Source organism: Mucilaginibacter gynuensis, from assembly GCF_039541195.1.
Lineage (GTDB): Bacteria > Bacteroidota > Bacteroidia > Sphingobacteriales > Sphingobacteriaceae > Mucilaginibacter > Mucilaginibacter gynuensis.
The window spans coordinates 220834-239377 of sequence record NZ_BAABFT010000001.1; the positions used below are offsets into that span (position 1 = coordinate 220834).

General features: G+C 44.9%; 18 protein-coding genes. 9 read left to right on the forward strand and 9 right to left on the reverse strand.

The features are described from left to right. Nucleotides 1-110: 110 nt before the first annotated feature. Genes ABD894_RS00810 through ABD894_RS00820 form a run of 3 tightly spaced genes read left to right on the forward strand, consistent with a single transcriptional unit; the run spans nt 111 to nt 2049 of the window. Nucleotides 111-950, forward strand: a complete 840-nt coding sequence (locus ABD894_RS00810; RefSeq protein WP_345209072.1) for an alpha/beta hydrolase — start codon at nt 111-113, stop codon at nt 948-950. Nucleotides 951-999: 49 nt separating this feature from the next. Then, complete coding sequence (locus ABD894_RS00815; RefSeq protein ID WP_345209073.1) at nt 1000-1122, forward strand: hypothetical protein; 123 nt, start codon at nt 1000-1002, stop codon at nt 1120-1122. A 6-nt stretch (nt 1123-1128) separates the two neighbouring features. After that, a complete protein-coding gene (locus ABD894_RS00820) occupies nt 1129-2049 on the forward strand; it encodes a LysR family transcriptional regulator (RefSeq protein WP_345209074.1) in 921 nt (306 codons plus the stop codon). Nucleotides 2050-2131: 82 nt separating this feature from the next. On the opposite strand, the gene ABD894_RS00825 is transcribed toward ABD894_RS00820, so the two are convergent. The 7 genes from ABD894_RS00825 to ABD894_RS00855 all read right to left on the reverse strand — a co-directional run bounded on the left by ABD894_RS00825 (nt 2132) and on the right by ABD894_RS00855 (nt 7461). After that, nucleotides 2132-2392, reverse strand: a complete 261-nt coding sequence (locus ABD894_RS00825) for a hypothetical protein (protein ID WP_345209075.1) — start codon at nt 2390-2392, stop codon at nt 2132-2134. Further along, a complete protein-coding gene (locus ABD894_RS00830; protein WP_345209076.1) occupies nt 2389-3018 on the reverse strand; it encodes a pyridoxamine 5'-phosphate oxidase family protein in 630 nt (209 codons plus the stop codon). Before ABD894_RS00830 ends, ABD894_RS00825 begins: the two co-directional genes overlap by 4 nt. 98 nt (nt 3019-3116) lie before the next feature. Then, complete coding sequence (locus ABD894_RS00835) at nt 3117-4268, reverse strand: MFS transporter (RefSeq protein ID WP_345209077.1); 1152 nt, start codon at nt 4266-4268, stop codon at nt 3117-3119. Between the two features lie 189 nt (nt 4269-4457). Then, entirely contained in the window at nt 4458-5330 is an 873-nt protein-coding gene (locus ABD894_RS00840) for an alpha/beta fold hydrolase (RefSeq protein WP_345209078.1), read from the reverse strand. Nucleotides 5331-5463: 133 nt separating this feature from the next. Continuing rightward, entirely contained in the window at nt 5464-5766 is a 303-nt protein-coding gene (locus ABD894_RS00845; protein ID WP_345209079.1) for a putative quinol monooxygenase, read from the reverse strand. Between the two features lie 18 nt (nt 5767-5784). Continuing rightward, nucleotides 5785-6465: a type 1 glutamine amidotransferase domain-containing protein gene (locus ABD894_RS00850; RefSeq protein WP_345209080.1), complete on the reverse strand. Its 681-nt coding sequence runs from the start codon at nt 6463-6465 to the stop codon at nt 5785-5787. A 186-nt stretch (nt 6466-6651) separates the two neighbouring features. Continuing rightward, on the reverse strand, nt 6652-7461 hold the full coding sequence (locus ABD894_RS00855) for an alpha/beta fold hydrolase (protein WP_345209081.1): 810 nt from the start codon (nt 7459-7461) through the stop codon (nt 6652-6654). A gap of 347 nt (nt 7462-7808) precedes the next feature. On the opposite strand from ABD894_RS00855, the gene ABD894_RS00860 reads away from it, so the two are divergent. The 4 genes from ABD894_RS00860 to ABD894_RS00875 all read left to right on the forward strand — a co-directional run bounded on the left by ABD894_RS00860 (nt 7809) and on the right by ABD894_RS00875 (nt 14074). After that, complete coding sequence (locus tag ABD894_RS00860; RefSeq protein WP_345209082.1) at nt 7809-8420, forward strand: TetR/AcrR family transcriptional regulator; 612 nt, start codon at nt 7809-7811, stop codon at nt 8418-8420. Nucleotides 8421-8554: 134 nt separating this feature from the next. Further along, entirely contained in the window at nt 8555-9934 is a 1380-nt protein-coding gene (locus ABD894_RS00865; RefSeq protein WP_345209083.1) for a TolC family protein, read from the forward strand. A gap of 7 nt (nt 9935-9941) precedes the next feature. Continuing rightward, complete coding sequence (locus tag ABD894_RS00870) at nt 9942-11021, forward strand: efflux RND transporter periplasmic adaptor subunit (protein ID WP_345209084.1); 1080 nt, start codon at nt 9942-9944, stop codon at nt 11019-11021. After that, on the forward strand, nt 11018-14074 hold the full coding sequence (locus ABD894_RS00875) for an efflux RND transporter permease subunit (protein WP_345209085.1): 3057 nt from the start codon (nt 11018-11020) through the stop codon (nt 14072-14074). Before ABD894_RS00870 ends, ABD894_RS00875 begins: the two co-directional genes overlap by 4 nt. 204 nt (nt 14075-14278) lie before the next feature. Here ABD894_RS00875 and ABD894_RS00880 read toward each other — a convergent pair whose 3' ends face one another. After that, nucleotides 14279-14878 (reverse strand): FMN-dependent NADH-azoreductase, encoded by a 600-nt coding sequence (locus ABD894_RS00880; protein ID WP_345209086.1) that lies wholly within the window; start codon nt 14876-14878, stop codon nt 14279-14281. 54 nt (nt 14879-14932) lie between these two features. Here ABD894_RS00880 and ABD894_RS00885 point away from each other — a divergent pair, with 54 nt between their 5' ends. Beyond that, nucleotides 14933-15385 (forward strand): winged helix-turn-helix transcriptional regulator, encoded by a 453-nt coding sequence (locus ABD894_RS00885; RefSeq protein ID WP_345209087.1) that lies wholly within the window; start codon nt 14933-14935, stop codon nt 15383-15385. Between the two features lie 108 nt (nt 15386-15493). Continuing rightward, complete coding sequence (locus ABD894_RS00890; protein WP_345209088.1) at nt 15494-16516, forward strand: LLM class flavin-dependent oxidoreductase; 1023 nt, start codon at nt 15494-15496, stop codon at nt 16514-16516. A 76-nt stretch (nt 16517-16592) separates the two neighbouring features. On the opposite strand, the gene ABD894_RS00895 is transcribed toward ABD894_RS00890, so the two are convergent. Further along, complete coding sequence (locus tag ABD894_RS00895) at nt 16593-18506, reverse strand: beta-N-acetylhexosaminidase (RefSeq protein WP_345209089.1); 1914 nt, start codon at nt 18504-18506, stop codon at nt 16593-16595. Nucleotides 18507-18544 lie beyond the last annotated feature (38 nt).

Genomic DNA, 18544 nt, shown 5'->3' on the forward strand with positions numbered 1-18544 from the left:
TTTGCTATAAAAGTAAATTTATAAATAGTTGATATTTAATATTTTATGAATAAATAATTGCGTTTTTTGTTTTTATGATCAGATGGCATGCTTTTGATATAGTCATATGCATGCATCCTACAGAAAAACAACGAACATCTACCTTCACCAGCCTTAATGGCGAGAAGATCTTTTTCAGGAACTGGGCAACGAGTACTAAGCCCAAAAGTATCATGGTTATTGTACATGGACTGAACTCACATAGCGCGTATTACCATAATTTCGCGCTTCAACTTAATGAAAACGGTCATGAAGTATATGCTTTAGACCTGCCAGGCAGGGGGCGGTCAGACGGTGAACGTTATTATATTTCCGATTATAAGCATATCGTAGCGGTAATTGATCAACTGATCGGCATTGCTCAAGCCGCACACCCAACTACCCCTGTCATCCTGTTTGGTCATAGCGCTGGTGGTGTTTTCGCTTCGGTTTACACCTTGTTCCACCAAGGTAAATTAAATGGTCTTATCTGCGAAAGTTTTGCATTTCAAATTCCTGCACCCGGTTTCGCGCTGGCTGCTATCAAACTGCTTGCCCATATTATTCCACATACCCGGCTAATCAAATTAAATAACAGTGATTTTTCGCGCGACGCGGCTTTCGTTTATAAATTGAATCATGATCCATTGTTGGAAAATGAAAAACAACCGGCTAAAACCATGCAGCAACTATTACTTGCAGGTGAGTTGTTAAAAAGGAAAATGCCGGATATAACATTACCGCTTTTCATACTGCATGGCACGGCAGACAAGGCCACTATGCCCAAAGGAAGCCGGTATTTTATGGAGCATGTATCTTCAGCAGATAAGCAACTTAAACTATACGAAGGTCATTATCATGATTTGCTAAACGATAAATACAACGAAATTATCGTCGGCGATATTCTAACCTGGCTTAACGAAAGGTTTTGAGAATAGGGCATCTGCCTGAAATTATAAAATACTCAACATACCTATATACATGAAAATACAATTTACTATCTGCTACCCGGTAAACTACTTTACTCTTCCCCCGGCAAGCGAATGCAACAAGGCTCATAAAGCCAATACTAATGATAAACTGAAAAATGTAGACCTTAATTAAACGGCGATGTTAAATTTAGAATGGTTCAGAACTTTTAAAGTAATTTACGAAGCAGGTACATTATCTGCCGCTGCACAGGCATTATTCATTTCGCAGCCAGGGGTGAGCCTGCATTTAAGCTCGCTTGAATCTTATACCGGATATCGCCTGTTCGACCGTGATACACGCAAAATGCTGGCTACAGAAAAAGGCACCATCCTCTATAATTTCATAATTGAGCACATGAATAAGCTCGAAGAAGCGGAAAATATATTTCACAGGAAGTGTAAGCTTGAAAAACCTACCGTTAGTATTGGTATGTCGATGGAGGTATTTCAGTATATGCTTGAATCTCATGTTTCAGCGTTACCGTTCAACCTGATCACCAGGTTTGGCGATCATCCTCAAATGTTGCAGGAACTGAACAATGGCACGTTAGACCTGATTCTCACACCGCAAAAAGGAACACAGCATAACCTCGATTATACGCCCTTTACCAAAGAACGAACCATCCTCATCTGCGGGGGGAAAACGGACACGAGAGAACTGGAGGAATTGCTTTTGCAGGATAATCGCAATGCGGTAAAAGAATGGCTGTCTACCCAAATATGGTACACTACAGCCGCTGATATGGGGCACCTGAAAAGATTTTGGTCTGCCTGTTTCAATGCCTTACCGGGTTTCCGCCCCAATTATGTGGTGCCTTATTATGGTTCTATATTACGATGCCTGTCAAATAACAGGGGTTTCGCGGTAGTTCCGGATTTTTTATGCAGGCAGGAAATCCTTGATAATGTGATCAAACTGGTTTGGGAAGGCAGCCCGCCTGTTGTGGATACCCTTTATTTTGGCAAAAGAAAATCTAATGCTTATCCCGAAGAGATCAAACAACTGGAAACCATTTTGTCAAAAAACTGGCCCGTATATGACGACAATGTTTTAGTCTGAAGATGTTATTATAGGCCAATAGTTAACAGGCTTTGAACCAGGCACTAACACACATATATATATAAGAACCCTTTGTGCTATATTACGGCAAAAGCTTACTTTGGTCAGGATCGAAGTCATAACGGTCGCAGCGATCTTCGTACCAACCCTGTACCAGTTGTTCCATGCTTTCCATGTACGCTTCGATGGCCGCTACGCCTTCAGCCTGTTTTTCGTCGTCGGTAAGGCGGGGTTGGGTAATATCAGGCTCTTCAATCAGCTGGTATTTTAGAAAAATGTTATCGAGGCGGTCTTTCCATCCGCTAATCTCTTTGCTATCAGCAGGAAAATATATAGTTATCATTTTGATGTTTTCTTTAAGTTTTCGAGTTCGGTCTTCAACCGAATGTTTTCGGCTTCCAGTTCGCTAATATGAACGCGTTGCGATGCATAAGCCTGATTGATCTCGTCGGTGGTATAACGCGGAGTGATGTGTTGCGGGCAGTTCCAGTCATACGCTATAATATCCAATACGAACATACGCTCGGGCCGGTGCTTGTAATCCGCAGGATCTATCCGCGCGAAAAGTTCAGGATCGTCTTGTAAGGTCAATACCCTGGCTTTGGCGTAAAGCTTTAACCGTGCCCGATGCGGATAGGAGATCATGATGATGGATACGTGAGAATCGGTTTCAATATTACCGGCCGTGATGTACTGCTTATTGCCGGAAAAATCAACAAACGCCAGTGTATGATCATCCAATATCTTCACAAAGCCCTCCGGCCCGCCACGATGCTGAATATATGGATAACCGTTTTCACCAATGCTGGCCATGTAAAAATGATCCTGATGTGCAATGAAAAGCTTTTCATTATCAGTTAACCCGTCTACTATATTTTGTTTTTCTACCTGCTCATAAATACGACGGCTGCCATATTGTACTTGCAATGCCTTGGCAGCGTCAGAAAACGCGAGTTCACTATAATTCATGACTGTAAATATTATATGCTTCAAATATACGGATGACTATACCCCTTAATATGGCATTTGCCGGTGCATTTGTGGTACTTTTCAACGATTCGTAGCTTTTAGTAAATTTTGGACCTTTGCCATTTTCGCAGAAGCATATAGTGCCTTTTATGCAATTCCGGGATGTTCCATATGCGGCGGGAAAGTGTAGCCATAATAAGTATCAGTAGTACCAGGAATACTATAGGAACAGCTTTGTTAGTGGCAAGCAACATAGTCATCAGCAGCGGACCAGTGCCATATCCGGCAAAAAGTATCCCGCTACCTATAGCTATTAGCCTGCCTGCATAAACGCCAGCCAGCGGTAGTTTGAGTATCCCGATGAACAAAGGCTGCGAGAAACAATAGCCGACAGACATGATGGCCAATAACCATTCGGCCATCCAGAGCGGCAGATTTGCAGTCATCACAAAAAGCCCGGCTATAGTTAAAATAAATCCGGAATAAAGAATTTTGATCACTTTACCATCAAGATGATAGCGGAACATCAGCATCGTTATTGTTAAACCAGGAAACCCGAAAATGAGCAATGGGGGAGCTATCTGAAATTCATCCAATTGGTATTGTGTACTGAAATAATAGATGATCCATACAAACACACCGGAGTGGAACACACCCGACAGATATACAAAGGTATAAATACCCCTGCCCGCCCAAATAATGTGCAAGCCTGATGTTGTTTTAACTATGGGTTGCTGCTGGTGCAGTGCTTGCTGATTCTTATTATTAATGAAAAGGTACGATAACCAAAGCAGCATGGCGATAATACCAATGCCCTGATATAAAAAACGCCAACCCAAAACATCGTTTAACCAGCCGCCGGTGCTCGGCGCAAAGGTCATGCCCGTTGCCAAAAAGAAAATGATCACCGCCAGGTTAGTGAACGACGCCCTTTTACCTACCGATCTTGTCGCGATGATAAGTGCAGCAGGCAGGAGAACGCCTGTCGCTAATCTGGTAAGTGCCCTGGTGAGCAGGAAAACCTCTGCGGATTGCACCGTACTCAGCAAAAACGATCCTATGCTCATTACCGCCAGCGAGAACGCGAACCATTTGCCGGGCTTTATGATAGCCGACGGAAAAAATGCCATTGCTGCAGCTGCTATGGAAAATGGAATAGCAAATGCCGGGATAGCCAGGCCCATCAGCGAAGAGTTAAATGTTATGGCATATCCCGGAATTAGCGGCGCGATAAGATAGAGGTGAAACATGAGCAATGTGCATGATGTACCCAGTATGATATTGAGGGCATACGGATAGTTTTGCACACGCGGCACATAAACCTAAGTTTCCAACGGGTAAATGTCCGGATGTTTGTTTGCTTCCTGCATCGCGATAAGGGAGTTCGGCTTTAAAGGATAATTTTGCTTGTTTTGTTACTTAGGGCACTTGCTGATCACTTATTTACCTGTCTTCCTGTCTAAAAAATCTCTGATAATTGCCGCGATTTCAATACCATGGCTTTCAAGGGCAAAGTGACCGGCATCGAACAAATGATATTCGAGGTTCTTTACATCTTTTTTGTAGGCCTCGGCACCAGCTATAGGAAAAATGTAGTCGTTTTTACCGTAAACAATCAGCATTTCAGGATTATGGTCCCGTAAATATTGCTGCCATTCAGGATATTTAGGCGGATTTGTGCGGTAATCGTAAAACATATCCAATTGTATTTGCCCGTTTTCCAGTCTTTCCAAATGGCGCAGATCGATCTCCCAGTTATCCGGACTGATCACGGAAGTATCACCAACACCATGGGTGTATTGCCATTTTAGCCCCTCAGGGTTATGAAAGGTTCGTAAGGTGTCTTCGGCTTGTTTGTCATTCCGGTCTTTCCAATAAGCCTTTATCGGGTCCCAAAAGGTTTCAAGCCCTTCTTCATAAGCGCAACCGTTTTGAACAATTAGCGTCTCAATCCTTTCCGGGTACTTTGAGGCAAGTCGCCAGCCAACAGGGGCGCCATAATCCATCAGGTAAAGGCTGTATTTAGCAATGTTCAGCTTAGCCAGCAGCTCTTCAATAATAGCCGCGTAATTATCAAATGTGTAGGCGAAATCTGCAATGGGAGGCTGCTCGCTTCTGCCATAACCCGGGTAGTCGGCGGCAATGAGGTGGTATTTATCAGACAGGTCCGCGATCAGGTTTCTGAACATGTGCGAAGATGCCGGGTAACCGTGCAAAAGTACCAGCGTAGGCGCGTCTTTCGGCCCCGCTTCACGGTAGAAAATATTACTTCCGTTGATGTCGATAAAATGATAGGTTGTTTGATTTTTCATGTTTTTTTAAATTATGCAGAGAAGAGATACAGCCTTGTTTTAGCAGGTGCTGTGTAATTATAGTTTAGTTATAAATAGAATGCTGCCCGGCTTTGGATTGATGCTCCTGTGGTAAAATTGCAGTAAACCAACCTTAAAAAGTGAGTGGGGTAGTAACATTTATTTCGCGCGATTCCAGCAGGGGGATTATTTTTCCTATCACTATTGCCTGAAAATGTTCAGAATTACGATGTTCGGCAGCGGCGGCTTCATCCCGGTATCCTTCAAACAACAGCAAAATGTTCTGATCGGTGTTATCCTGCTGTATTTTGTAGAACAGATTGCCCTCTTCAGCTTTGCTTGCCTTAACAACCTCGGGTAACCAGACGAGAACGTTTGTCAACTCGCCCGGTTTAACCTTCCATTTTGCTATAACGTGAATTGGTGAATTTTCCATTTGATATGGTTAAGCCTTTTATTTACTTGTTCCTTCCAGTATGGCCACAACTTTTTCACCAACGCCTGTTCCTGATGCAGGGTTTTGCCCGGTTACCAGGTTACCGTCTGTAATGCTGAAGGGTTGCCATGGATCAACCGTATGGTAAATTGCACCTTGTGCGGTCAGCGCTGTTTGCAGATCGAACGGCACATCTGCCTTTGCGTAGTTGTCTTCTTCCGCAGTGGTGAAGGAAGATATATTTTTACCGTTCACCAGGTATGAGCCATCGCTCAGCTTAACATTCAGCAGCGATACAGGTCCGTGGCATACAGCGCTTACAACAGCTCCGCGTTCGTAAGTTTCTTTAACTATTTTTTTGAGTAAAGGAGCCTCCGGTAAATCTACCATCGGTGCCAGTCCGCCGGGAACAAAGATGGCATCATAGGTACTTACGTCAACTGTTTCCAACTTAACTGCTTTTTGCATATCTGCCCAACCCTTGCCGGTAAGAAATTTAAGGTTACCCGGATCAGCGGCCAGGTTAAGCGCGTCCAGATAGGGGGTATCACCCGTTAAACTCGCGAAATCGATCTGATAGCCTGCTTTTTCCCATACTTCATAAGGGTGTGCAACCTCAGGCAAAAAGTTACCGGTCCTTCTGTTATGCGGACCTATTGCGTTAGCGTTGGATACGATGATCAGGATTTTATTTTTCATGACTTTTTGATTTAAATGGTAATGATGAGTTGCTTTTTCTTCGATTGTACAATTACCGATGTGGCTGATCAGCAAGCACTGCAACACGGAGCTATGCCACAACTAAAATGAAGTACATTTTATACGCATTCAGCTTTATCCGGCTATTAAGTATGATGAGGATTACAGTGCCGTATTCCTGGCTATTTATTTTACGACCGCTGCCTGAAGTATAAGGTCTGCTATTTTTTGAGGCTGGGCAAGCATGGCCACATGGCTGCTCGGAACCGATATGGTGGTAGAGCCTATCTTTTTTGCCGCCTGGCGCTCTATCTCCGGTGCAATGATGTGATCGTTCTCTGCCACCGCGAAATAACTTGGTTTATTTTTCCATGCTGGGTTGGTTACCTTTGTTTGAATACAACTAATGTGGAACCTGCCCTGGCCGGCGGCGATGAGGCGAGCTTCCTGTTCAGGAAGATCCTGAGCAAAATACTTGACCACCGCATCATCCTTTAAGCGGATAAAACCGTCGGCAATTATAGGGTCGGCAAGGCCGGGAACGGCCGGTATCTTTTTAACGTCATGTGCGTCTTTTTCAATATCTTCAATACTTTGGCCTTCATCAGGTGCATAAGCAGCAACATAAACTAAAGCGGCCACTTTTTCATTATTGCCCGCCTGGGTAATTACAACACCGCCATAGGAGTGCCCAACCAAAATTACTTTTCCGGTAACTTCAGCAATGGCCCTTTCTGTAAAGGCTACATCATCTTTTAAAGAAGTAAGCGGGTTTTGAACAGCAATTGTTTTATAACCTTTTTTTTGCAGTATCGGAATTACTTTGTTCCACGATGAGCCATCGGCAAACGCGCCATGGACCAGCACGATGGTCGGCTTTTCTGCATCATGTACAACACGGGCTTTCTCAATATCGTTTTTGGCTGAAAGCAATGACAGGCAAATGATAGAAGCGATGCCGGTAATTGAAACAGCGCTCGTAATGTTAGTTTTCATACGTATCGGTTTTAAATTTTAACAGTAGTGGTGACCGCCAAATCCGGGATACTCTGCATCCGTAAAGCGGCGTTTTGCTATGACAAATTTCGCGACAGGCATCATACAGCGTATATCAGCAGAATGATATGAGTTATCAAATCACTTATATGTATCATGCATGTAGAGAGTTAAGAAATCCATCGCAGGGTCATAGAATACCTCAAACGCGTCCGGCCTTATTGTATCTACTGTTGTTTAGCTATATAACTGAAAGAAGTCAAAAAATATCCTAAAAAGATTTTTTGACTTCTTTTTTTGATTTTACTGAACACTGTTCAGTATATTTGCCGCAGTAGATAATTACAATGGGAGTACCGGAAAGAAAAGAGCGCGAAAAAATGGAAATGAAGGAGCTGATCAAATCAGCTGCCTTAAAGTGTTTCCTGGAGGATGGCGTTGCTAAAACTTCTATCCGCAATATTGCCGACGAGATTGAATACAGCCCCGGTACTATCTACCTGTATTATAAAGACAAAGATGAGTTGCTATATGATGTGCAAAGCGATGCTTTCGGCAAGCTTTGGCAGGCATTTACAGAAAATGTAACAAGCAATAACACGGTAGAACGCCTGCAACAGCTTGGGAAAACTTATATCACCTTCGGCCTTCAAAACCCGGAATTGTACGATCTGATGTTTATCATCCGCGCGCCCATGAATGTTGACGAGGAGATACATAAAGCTAACGGAGGTAACTGTCTTGATTTTTTAAGCGAGTGCCTGGCAGCCTGCATAGCCGAAGGCTCACTTATTGTTACCGACCTGAATGCCGCCGTTTTGCAGATATGGGCTACAGCGCATGGTTTGGTGTCGCTTAATTTACGTTGCCGTTTAAAGGTGATGCAAACTAAAGAAGAGGAAGTTCCGGATACATTGCTGGCAACTATGGAAAATTATATCCGATCTGTAACAAAATAATATTTTTTTGCACTAATACTAAACACTGTTCATTTTTTAAACAATTATTAAAATATAATCGTCGGTTATTCGTCTACACAATAACACGTTGATTTAACGCATATTTTTTACTTCATTACTAAACACTGTTCATTATGTATACACTATTTATTAAGCGTTTGCTTTTGCTGGTCTTTATCGCCGGCATTTGGTATAGCGGGGCCAGGGCTCAAACCGCGCGACTCGACGGTTACATTGCCGATGCCTTTGACCGCAACGAGGGTTTAAAGGAACAACAGATAGATCTGAACAGGGCGCTTTACGCTTTAAAAGAAGCACAGGCCATGTACCTGCCCACGGTAAGTGTATTAGGCAGCTACACCAAATCATCAGGCGGGCGAACCATTGATGTACCGGTAGGTGATCTTATCAACCCTGTTTACGCCGCGCTCAATGAGCTTACTAACTCCAACAAGTATCCGCAGTTAGGCAATCAATCGTTCCTGCTTAACCCCAATAATTTTTACGATGCCAAAGTGCGTACCAGTCTGCCACTCATTAACGCCGAGATCTGGTATAACAAACAGATGAAACAGCAGCTCATCAATAGCCAACAGGCGGCGGTAAATGTTTATAAGAGAGCCCTGGTAAAAGATATAAAAACAGCTTATTACCGCTATTACCAGGCTTTGCAGGGTGTGGCCACTTATAACAGCGCCATGCTGCTCATCAAAGAGAATATCCGCGAAAACGAAAGCCTGCTGCGCAATGGTGTACGTAACGGAACCGCCCTGCTGCGTGCCCAAACAGAACAACAAAAAACCACGGCGGCATTGATACAGGCGCAACATGCGGTTACAAACGCGCGCTCATACTTTAACTTTTTACTCAACCGTCCGCTTAGCGATTCGATAATTGTTGATACTGATGCCCTTACCGCTGCACATGTTACAGCTGATACTACAGCAGGCACAGCAAAGCGCGAAGAACTGAGCCAACTGCGCACCTTGCAGCAGGTATATAAGCTTGATTATAAACTTCAAAAGTCGGGTTTCATCCCGAAGGTGAATACTTTTATCGATTTGGGTTCGCAGGGTTTTGATTTTAAGGTGAACGATAAAACCCGTTATTACCTGTGGGGCGTAAACCTGCAATGGGATATATTTACCGGAGGGCAGCGTAAGTACCGTGCCGCGCAATCACAAGCCAAAATACAGGCGGCAACCGCCCAGCTCGATCAAACTACACAGCAGCTGAATCTTCAGCTCGATCAGGCTTATAATAATTATCAATCGGCAAAGGCGGCTTACCAAAGTTCGGTCGCGCAGGTATCATTCGCGGGCAAATATTATACAGATCAGCTAAAAGCTTACCGTGCCGGGCAACTCCTGTACCTTGAACTGGTTGATGCGCAAAACCAGCTGACCAATGCCCGCCTCCAAATTGCCGATAGCCAGGCCGGCTTGCAAATCGCCCTCGCCGAACTGGAACGCGACCAGGCTACTTATCCTATTAACAACCTCAACTCAAAATAAAACGCTCATGAAAACTTTAAAATATACCGGTTTATTATTGTGCCTGCCGTTTTTACAGGCCTGCGGCCCAAAGCCCAAAGCAGTTACATCAAACATTAATAACGATACCATCCCCGTACAGGTGATGGCTTTGCAGCAGCAAAATGCAAGCGCGCCAATTACGGTATCGGGCAAGTTCACTACTGATGATGAAGTGATGCTCTCTTTTAAAACAGGAGGCATCATCAGCACCGTTAACGTAAGTGAGGGCGATGCTGTAAAAAGGGGGCAGTTGCTGGCGACCTTAAACCCAACCGATATTAATGCCCAGCTGCAACAGGCACAACTGGCCAACGAAAAGGCAGAACGCGATTACCAGCGTGTGCAAAACCTGTATAAGGACAGTGTAGCCACTTTAGAGCAATTGCAGAACGGTAAAACCGCCATGCAGCAGGCCCGTCAGCAATTGAATATGGCAGCCTTTAACCAGCAATACTCACAGATCCGTGCGCCTAAGGATGGTTATATCCTGAAGAAACTGGCCAATGTAAGGCAGCAGGTTACCGCGGGTACTGCTGTGCTGCAAACCAATGGCGCCGGTGCAGGTAAATGGATGCTGCGTGTAAGCATTAGCGACCATGAGTGGGCCATGCTGCAAGTGAATGATGAGGCAAGCATCGAAACCACCGCGTTGCCCGGCCAAACTTTGCAGGGCAAAGTAACCCGGCGTTCTGAAGGGGTAGATGCCGCTACCGGTACCTTCAGTGCTGATATTACGATTACGGCCAATAAACCACAAGCCATTGCGGCGGGTATGTTCGGCAAGGCTATCATCAGCGTAAAGCATGATAAAGTTAAAGGTAGCCAAACCTGGCAAATACCATACGAAGCCCTTTTAGATGGAGACGGCGCCAACGGCTATGTTTTTGTGACCGATGATAACAAAACTGCTCGTAAACTAAAAGTTAGCGTGGCCGGTATCGAAAAAAATACGGTTACCATTAGCGGTGGTCTGGCTGGCGCACGTTCGCTCATTATTTCGGGTTCGGCTTATTTAACTGATAACAGTCCCATTATTGTTCAACCATCTAAAACAGCTGCCAAATGAAAATATCTGAGTATGCTGTGAAGAACAGCCAGTTTACGCTGGTCATCTTTTTGATGATCATCGTATTGGGTATCACCACAATGCTGAACATGCCAAGGTCGGAAGACCCGGAGATGCATGCGCCCTCTTACCTCGTTATTGTGAATTACCCGGGTACGAGTCCGCGGGATATTGAGGACAGGGTGGTAACCCCGCTGGAAAAGGTGATTTCCGGATTGGATGATATTAAGCGGGTGCGTACCAGTATTTCGAATGGTGTAGCCGTAATCAGGGTAGAGTATAAATACAGCTCCAACATCGATTCAAAATACCAGGAGATAGTACGTGAGGTAAATAACAAGCGTGCCGAACTGCCTGCCGAAATAACCAATATTGATATCCAAAAGCAACAACCTTCGGATGTGAACGTGTTACAGGCCGCGCTGGTATCGGAGAATGCGCCGCGCAGCAAACTGCAATACTATGCAGAAAAACTACAGGATGAACTGGAAAAGGTATCGGCATTGAAACAGGTTAATATCTATGGCTTACCCGGCCAGCAGGTACGTGTTGAGCTGAACCTCGAAAAAATGTCGCAGATGCACCTGCCGGTAAGCGCGGTGGTAAATAGCCTGCACAGCGAAATGGCCAGCATTCCCGGTGGCAGTGTTGATGCATCTAAATTAACGTTCAACATAAAAACCAATGATTACAGTACGCTTGATGCCGTAAACAATACCATTGTGTATACCGCAGGCGGCAAAAACATAGCGCTTAAAGATATCGCCCGTGTATACTATGGCTACGGCGAAGAAAAGCACATTGCAAGGCTTAATGGCCACCGTTGCGTATTTGTAGTGGCTGCGCAAAAGGAGGGGGAAAACATTAACAATACCCAGGGACGGTACATAGAGGTGCTTACTGATTTTAAAAAGATACTGCCTACAAATATTGACCTGGTGCAAAATTTCGACCAGGCAGATAACGTGAACCGCAGGCTTACCGGCTTAAGCCACGATTTTATTATCGCTATTTTACTGGTAGCGGTTACTTTGCTGCCTTTGGGTATCCGTCCGGCGGTTATCGTGATGATCTCTATACCGCTTTCGCTGGCTATAGGTATTGTATTGCTGCAATTGTTCGGCTTTAACCTTAACCAGTTGAGTATTGTGGGTTTGGTGGTCGCGCTGGGGTTATTAGTGGATGACAGTATTGTGGTGGTAGAAAATATTGAGCGCTGGATGCTGGAAGGCCATTCGCGGATGGAGGCTACCCTGAAGGCTACCAAGCAGATCGGTATGGCGGTTGTTGGCTGTACCGTGATCCTGATCATCGCTTTTATGCCTTTGGTATTTTTACCCGAGGGCTCGGGCGATTTTATTCGCTGTTTACCGCTTGCCGTTATATTTTGTGTACTGGCCTCTATGGCGGTTTCGTTAACCATTATTCCTTTCTTATCAAGCCGTTTGCTAAAGAACCATACCGGCAACCCGGAAGGTAACCTGCTGATGCGCGGACTTAAAAGGATGATACATGGCAGCTATGCGCGTTTGTTGGATAAAGCGCTGCAAAGGCCTTTCATCACCATAGGTATTGCCTTAGTTATATTTGTGGCATCGCTGAAATTATTCGGGATGATTGGTTTCAGCTTGTTCCCGTCGTCTGAGAAACCACAGTTTCTGATCAATATTACTACCCCTAATCAATCTAACCTGCCTTACACCGATTCGATAACGCAGGCTATTGAAAGTCAGCTAAAGGAAGAGCCGCTAATTAAATATTATGCCACCAACGTAGGGCACGGTAACCCACGGATCTATTACAACGTGATCGCCGAAAATAACCGCAGTGATTTCGCACAGCTGTTTATTCAACTGAATGAAGATACCCGACCGGACGTTAAGTTGGCGCTTATTCAAAAATTACAGAACCGTTGGGCACATTATCCCGGCGCTAAGGTTGAAGTGAAGAATTTTGAACAGGGGCCGCCCGTTGTTGCCCCGGTAGAGGTGCGTCTGTTTGGTGAAAACCTCGACACCTTACGCGCGCTATCGTTCAAAATAGAAAAAATGCTGCACGCAACGCCCGGAACCATGTACATCAATAATCCGGTGAGCTTGCTCAAAAGCGATATCAGGGTGGCGGTTAATAAAGAAAAGGCACAGCAACTGGGCGTTTCATCGCTTGCTGTAGACCAGATTGCCCGCCTTGCTGTAACCGGGCTGGATATGGGCACCTACTATAATAACGACAATAAATATGGCTACGCTGTATTGCTGACCAGGATGAAAGAAGGCCGCCCCAACCTGGATGCCTTCAGTAACCTGTATGTGAACAACGCGGAGGGGAACGCTTTACCGCTAAACCAGATTGCTAACCTTAAACTTGAAGCATCGCCGGCGATAATCAACCACCAGGAAAAGAAACGGGTGGTATCTATACAAGCTAACGTGCAGAAGAACTACCTGGTAAGCCGGGTGCTTGAAGATGTGCAGCAAAAAATGGATAACATGAAGTTGCCCGTTGGTTACAGCTATGAAATGGGTGGCGAGGTTGAATCGCGCAATAACTCATTCGGTGGTTTCCTGAGCATTATTGTGGTTACCATATTTATGTTTGTTGCCGTATTGGTATTGCTGTTTAAAACATTCAAGAGCATGCTCATTATACTTTCGGTAATTCCGTTGGGGGTAGTGGGCGCGGCGGTAGCGCTTTGGGTAACCGGTAATTCGCTGTCATTTGTGGCAATTATCGGGTTGATCGCATTGGCGGGTATTGAGGTAAAGAATACCATTTTGCTGGTTGATTTTACCAACCAGTTAAGACGGCAGGGGAAAGGTCTTCAGGAAGCGATTCGTGAAGCAGGAGAGGTGCGTTTTTTACCTATTGTGCTTACCTCCTTAACAGCCATTGGTGGTTTGATCCCTATTGCTATCTCCACCAATCCGCTTATTTCGCCTTTAGCCATCGTGCTTATCGGCGGATTGATCAGCTCAACACTGTTATCGCGTATTGTAACGCCGATCGTTTATGAATTAATCCCTCCCGCGATAGAACCCGTAGAAACGGAATAAAATTAACAGACGAGAATAACAACACCAACCAATTGGTGATGTAGCGTTATAAAGTAAAGCAACAAAAGCCCGGCGTAATGTCGGGCTTTTGTTTTTCGTGTTGACGAAGTGATTAAAAGGTGCATCTGTTAAACATGTCTAACTTCCCTTGCAGATGTTGTCGCCCAGTCGTTAATTGACAACTTTATTTTATTGCCGCTTTCATTACAAAGCAATACTATCTATACCTTTTTGTAAAGCCGCATCTGCTTGCCCCGGATAGGCGACACCTTCAGCGCGGAAAACACTAAGATCGGTCATGCCTAAAAAGCCAAGCAAACCAGTCAGGTAACTGGAAACGAAATCCATGGCCTGGTAAGGTCCGCTTGAATACACAGCACCGGAGGCCATCGCCACGTAAACCTTTTTACCTTTGATCAACCCTTCCGCGCCCGTTTCGTCATATTTGAAAGTGACACCGGCCCGAGCGATGTGATCTATCCATGCCTTCAAAACCGAAGGTATACTAAAGTTCCACAGCGGTGCGCCGATGACCACAATGTCTGCCGCCCGAATCTCCGCGATAGCATCGTCGGAATGTTTAAGCGCTTTTTTGTTTTCGGCTGTATGGTTTTCGGCAGGTGTATAAAAAGCTGCCAGTGTGGCTTCTTCCAAATGAGGGAAGGGATTTTTGGTATGGTCGTGTACCTTAACGGTGCTGCCCGGATTAGCCGCCGTAATCTTCTCTACTATAGCGTTACCCAGTTTAGTGCTAAACGATTTTTCGCCATTAGGGCTGGAAATAATATGCAGTATCTTTTTCATTTTGTTTGTGTTTTTAACATTAGCAAAACTATCTGTACCAAGTATCAAAAAGATATGAGTTTCCCAAAGGATACCGGTATCGTTTGGGATACTGCTTATCTTCAGCGCATGAAAACGGATCTGACGAATGGCTTAGGGAGTAAACATCCCTGCGCCCATAATGCTTGTGCCGAAGGTGTTACCGGCATTAGGGATGCCCTGTATGTATTGAATGGCAAATGGAAACTGCCGTTGGTTTTCGCGCTCACCGAAGGCCCTATGCGCTTCAAGGATATCCAGCGATCGGTAGGTGATATTACGGCCAAGGTACTATCTAAAGAACTAAAGGAACTGGAGTTGAACGAATTTGTGGTGCGAACCGTGCTGCCTACCGTACCCGTGAGCGTAAGCTACGAACTGACGTCCTACAGCTGTTCACTGGAGAGTGTGCTTATGGCGTTGAAAGATTGGGGCATCCGGCACCGCCGACGGATAATAGCCAGCAGGAAAACAGGGCTGAGCGATTGAGTGTGGACATCAACTTTTATAATGACTCGCCATAGATACCAATACTTACAATACATGACTTTTCGCTGATACTCAAGTTGACCTACTATTCCTTAATTTTGTAACTACATGAAAAAAATTGGCTTTTTATCGTTTGGCCATTGGTCTAACCATCCTGCCTATAAAACCCGTACAGCAGGCGATACCTTGCTTCAATCCATTGATCTGGCTGTTGCAGCTGAGGAGATAGGTTTGGATGGTGCGTATTTCCGCGTTCATCATTTCGCGGCTCAGTTGGCTTCGCCATTCCCATTGCTTTCGGCAATAGGCGCTAAAACAAATAAAATCGAAATTGGAACCGGCGTGATCGATATGCGGTACGAAAATCCACTTTATATGGTGGAAGATGCCGGCGCTGCTGACCTGATATCAGGAGGGCGTTTACAATTGGGGATAAGCAGAGGTTCGCCAGAGCAGGTGATAGACGGCTGGCGTCATTTTGGTTATGAACCTGCAGAAGGGGAAAACGATGCTGATATGGGGCGAAAAAAAGCACTTGAGTTTTTGGCTCAACTAAATGGAGAGGGGTTCGCTGAACCTAACCCGTACCCGATGTTTCCGAATCCGCCGGGTTTGTTACGCCTGGAACCATACGCTGAAGGATTGCGGGAACGAGTTTGGTGGGGAGCTGCATCTAATGCAACGGCTGTTTGGGCCGCCGAAAATGGTATGAACCTGCAAAGTTCTACCTTGAAATTTGATGAAAGTGGTAAGCCGTTCCACGTACAGCAGGCCGAGCAGATCCGCCTGTACAAAGAAGCCTGGAAAAAAGCCGGACACGAACGCGAGCCAAGAGTTTCGGTAAGTCGTTCCATTTTTGCATTAGTAACAGAGCAAGACAGATATTACTTTGGCCAACAAGCTAAAGGAAGCGATAGCTTTGGTTACATAGAAGCTGATAAGCGGGCTGTATTTGGAAAAAGTTATGCAGCCGAACCGGATAAACTCATCGAAGAATTAGCGAAAGATGAAGCTATCCAAGAAGCAGATACAGTACTGTTGACCATACCCAATACATTAGGGGTTGATTACAATGTGCATGTACTGTCTTCAATCCTTGAACATGTGGCTCCAGGATTGGGCTGGCGTTAAAAGTTGATTCCGTTTATATAGAATATAAACGGAATCAATTATAGTAATGGCAAGTAAATGAAAATAAGATTTTTTATTATTTACCGTGATTAGGGAGTCTGCTTTTTAATTCTGATATCGGCATAGTAACAAAACGCCCAACCGGTGTTTTACCACGATATGCGATCACGCGCAATTGCGTAGCATCAATAGGCACAGTTAATATTCCTGTGTACTTTGGATAAAACCTGTCGGGATAGGAATTATCAAAACTATAATATAGATCAAGGCCCGGTACTTCCGAACTGAGCGTTACATTTATCGTGCTATCGGCATTTCTGCCTGCCTTAAAATCGGGCTCATACGCGCTGGGCGCATACTTAATTTCCGCTTCGTCAAAACGCGCGAAGTGCTTTTCAACCTTAGCGAAAAACGTGGTAAAGTTTTTCTTGGCAGGCGGCGACCATACACTTTCTGCCAGTGCAAATCCGCGTGGCCATGTCATATATTCGGCCTGGCGTATGTTGTACACCTGTTCTGTCCATAAATTGGCCTGCCCACCTTTTATCAGTTTGGCATCAACGCCGGCCGGTACTGGTTCAAATTCGTACGTTTTGCTCAGGCGTAGGCTGGCGTACACATGCGGCTCCATCACGCGGTCGCCCTGCATATAATCTATGTATACAAAAGTGGTAGGGCTCATTACTACTTCGTGTCCCAGTTTTGCCGCTTCAATACCACCCGCTATACCTCGCCAGCTCATCACGGCTGCATTAGGGCCTATGCCACCTTCGAGTATTTCATCCCAGCCCATAAACTTTTTGCCCTTTGATTCTACTATCTTCTCCAAACGTTTCTCAAAATAGCTTTGTACTTCTTCCTGCGATTTCAGGTTTTCTTTCTTCATCAGCTCCATTACCGCGTCGCTTTGTTCCCAAAAGTTTTTGGCACATTCATCGCCCCCTAAATGGATATACCCGAAAGGGAACAATTCGGCTATCTCACCAACCACCTTATCTAAAAACTGGTAGGTAAACTCGCCGGCAGGGTTCAAAGTATTGTCTACCAATGCAGGGTGACCGGGTTTTGACCAGTCCATTATTTTTTCACCCGAACGTACCGCGTATTTGTTTGCGCCGGGCGTGGCCGATAGTTCAGGATAAGCTGCCACTGCTGCCAGGCTATGGCCGGGTACATCCACTTCCGGCAAAATGTTCACAAATCTTTCCTGAGCATATTTGATCACTTCAAGAATATCGTCCTGAGTATAAAAGCCACCGTAATTGCGAGGTTCATCAGGCTTCGGCGGAATAAAATCTCCAAAAGTTCCTTCCCTTTTCGCGTTGAAAGCGCCCACGGTTGTTAGTTTGGGGAAGCTTTTTATTTCGATACGCCAGCCCTCATCATCTGTTAAGTGCCAGTGAAAAAGATTCAGCTTATACCTGGCCATATTATCAATATAGCTCATCACTTCTTTTTTAGTAAAGAAATGCCTCGAAACATCAAACATCAATCCTCGCCACGCAAAGCGCGGATAATCTATGATTTCCACCGCAGGGATAAGCCATTGTACGTTTTTGGCAACTTCTTTACCTTCAATCTCTTTTGGTAAAAGCTGAAATAAGGTTTGTAAACCGTAAAATAAACCGGCTTCGGTGTTCGCCTTTATGGTTACGCCCTTTAAGGTAGATGACAGGTAATATCCTTCGTCGCCAATAACCTTATCGGTAACCTTGTTCAGGATCAGTTTAATGGGTGCTGCCGGCGCGCTTACCTTAATATGCACCAATTTGCCGGTAGCGGTAGAGAATTTATTTTTGATGAGATCAAGTACCGGTGTCATTTTAGTGCTCAGTGGTGCTTGTACCGTTAGTTCCCGGGGTAAAACAAAAGCCCCGGTATGCGGGGTGATTTTTACAGGTTCGGGAATAATGGCTATGGCGCTATTTGTTTGCGCAAAAGCGACAGGTGCCAGCAGGCAGGCAAAAACCAGTAATGATAATTTCTTCATACGTTATGAGTGATTCAACCAAGGTAGCATTTTGGCAT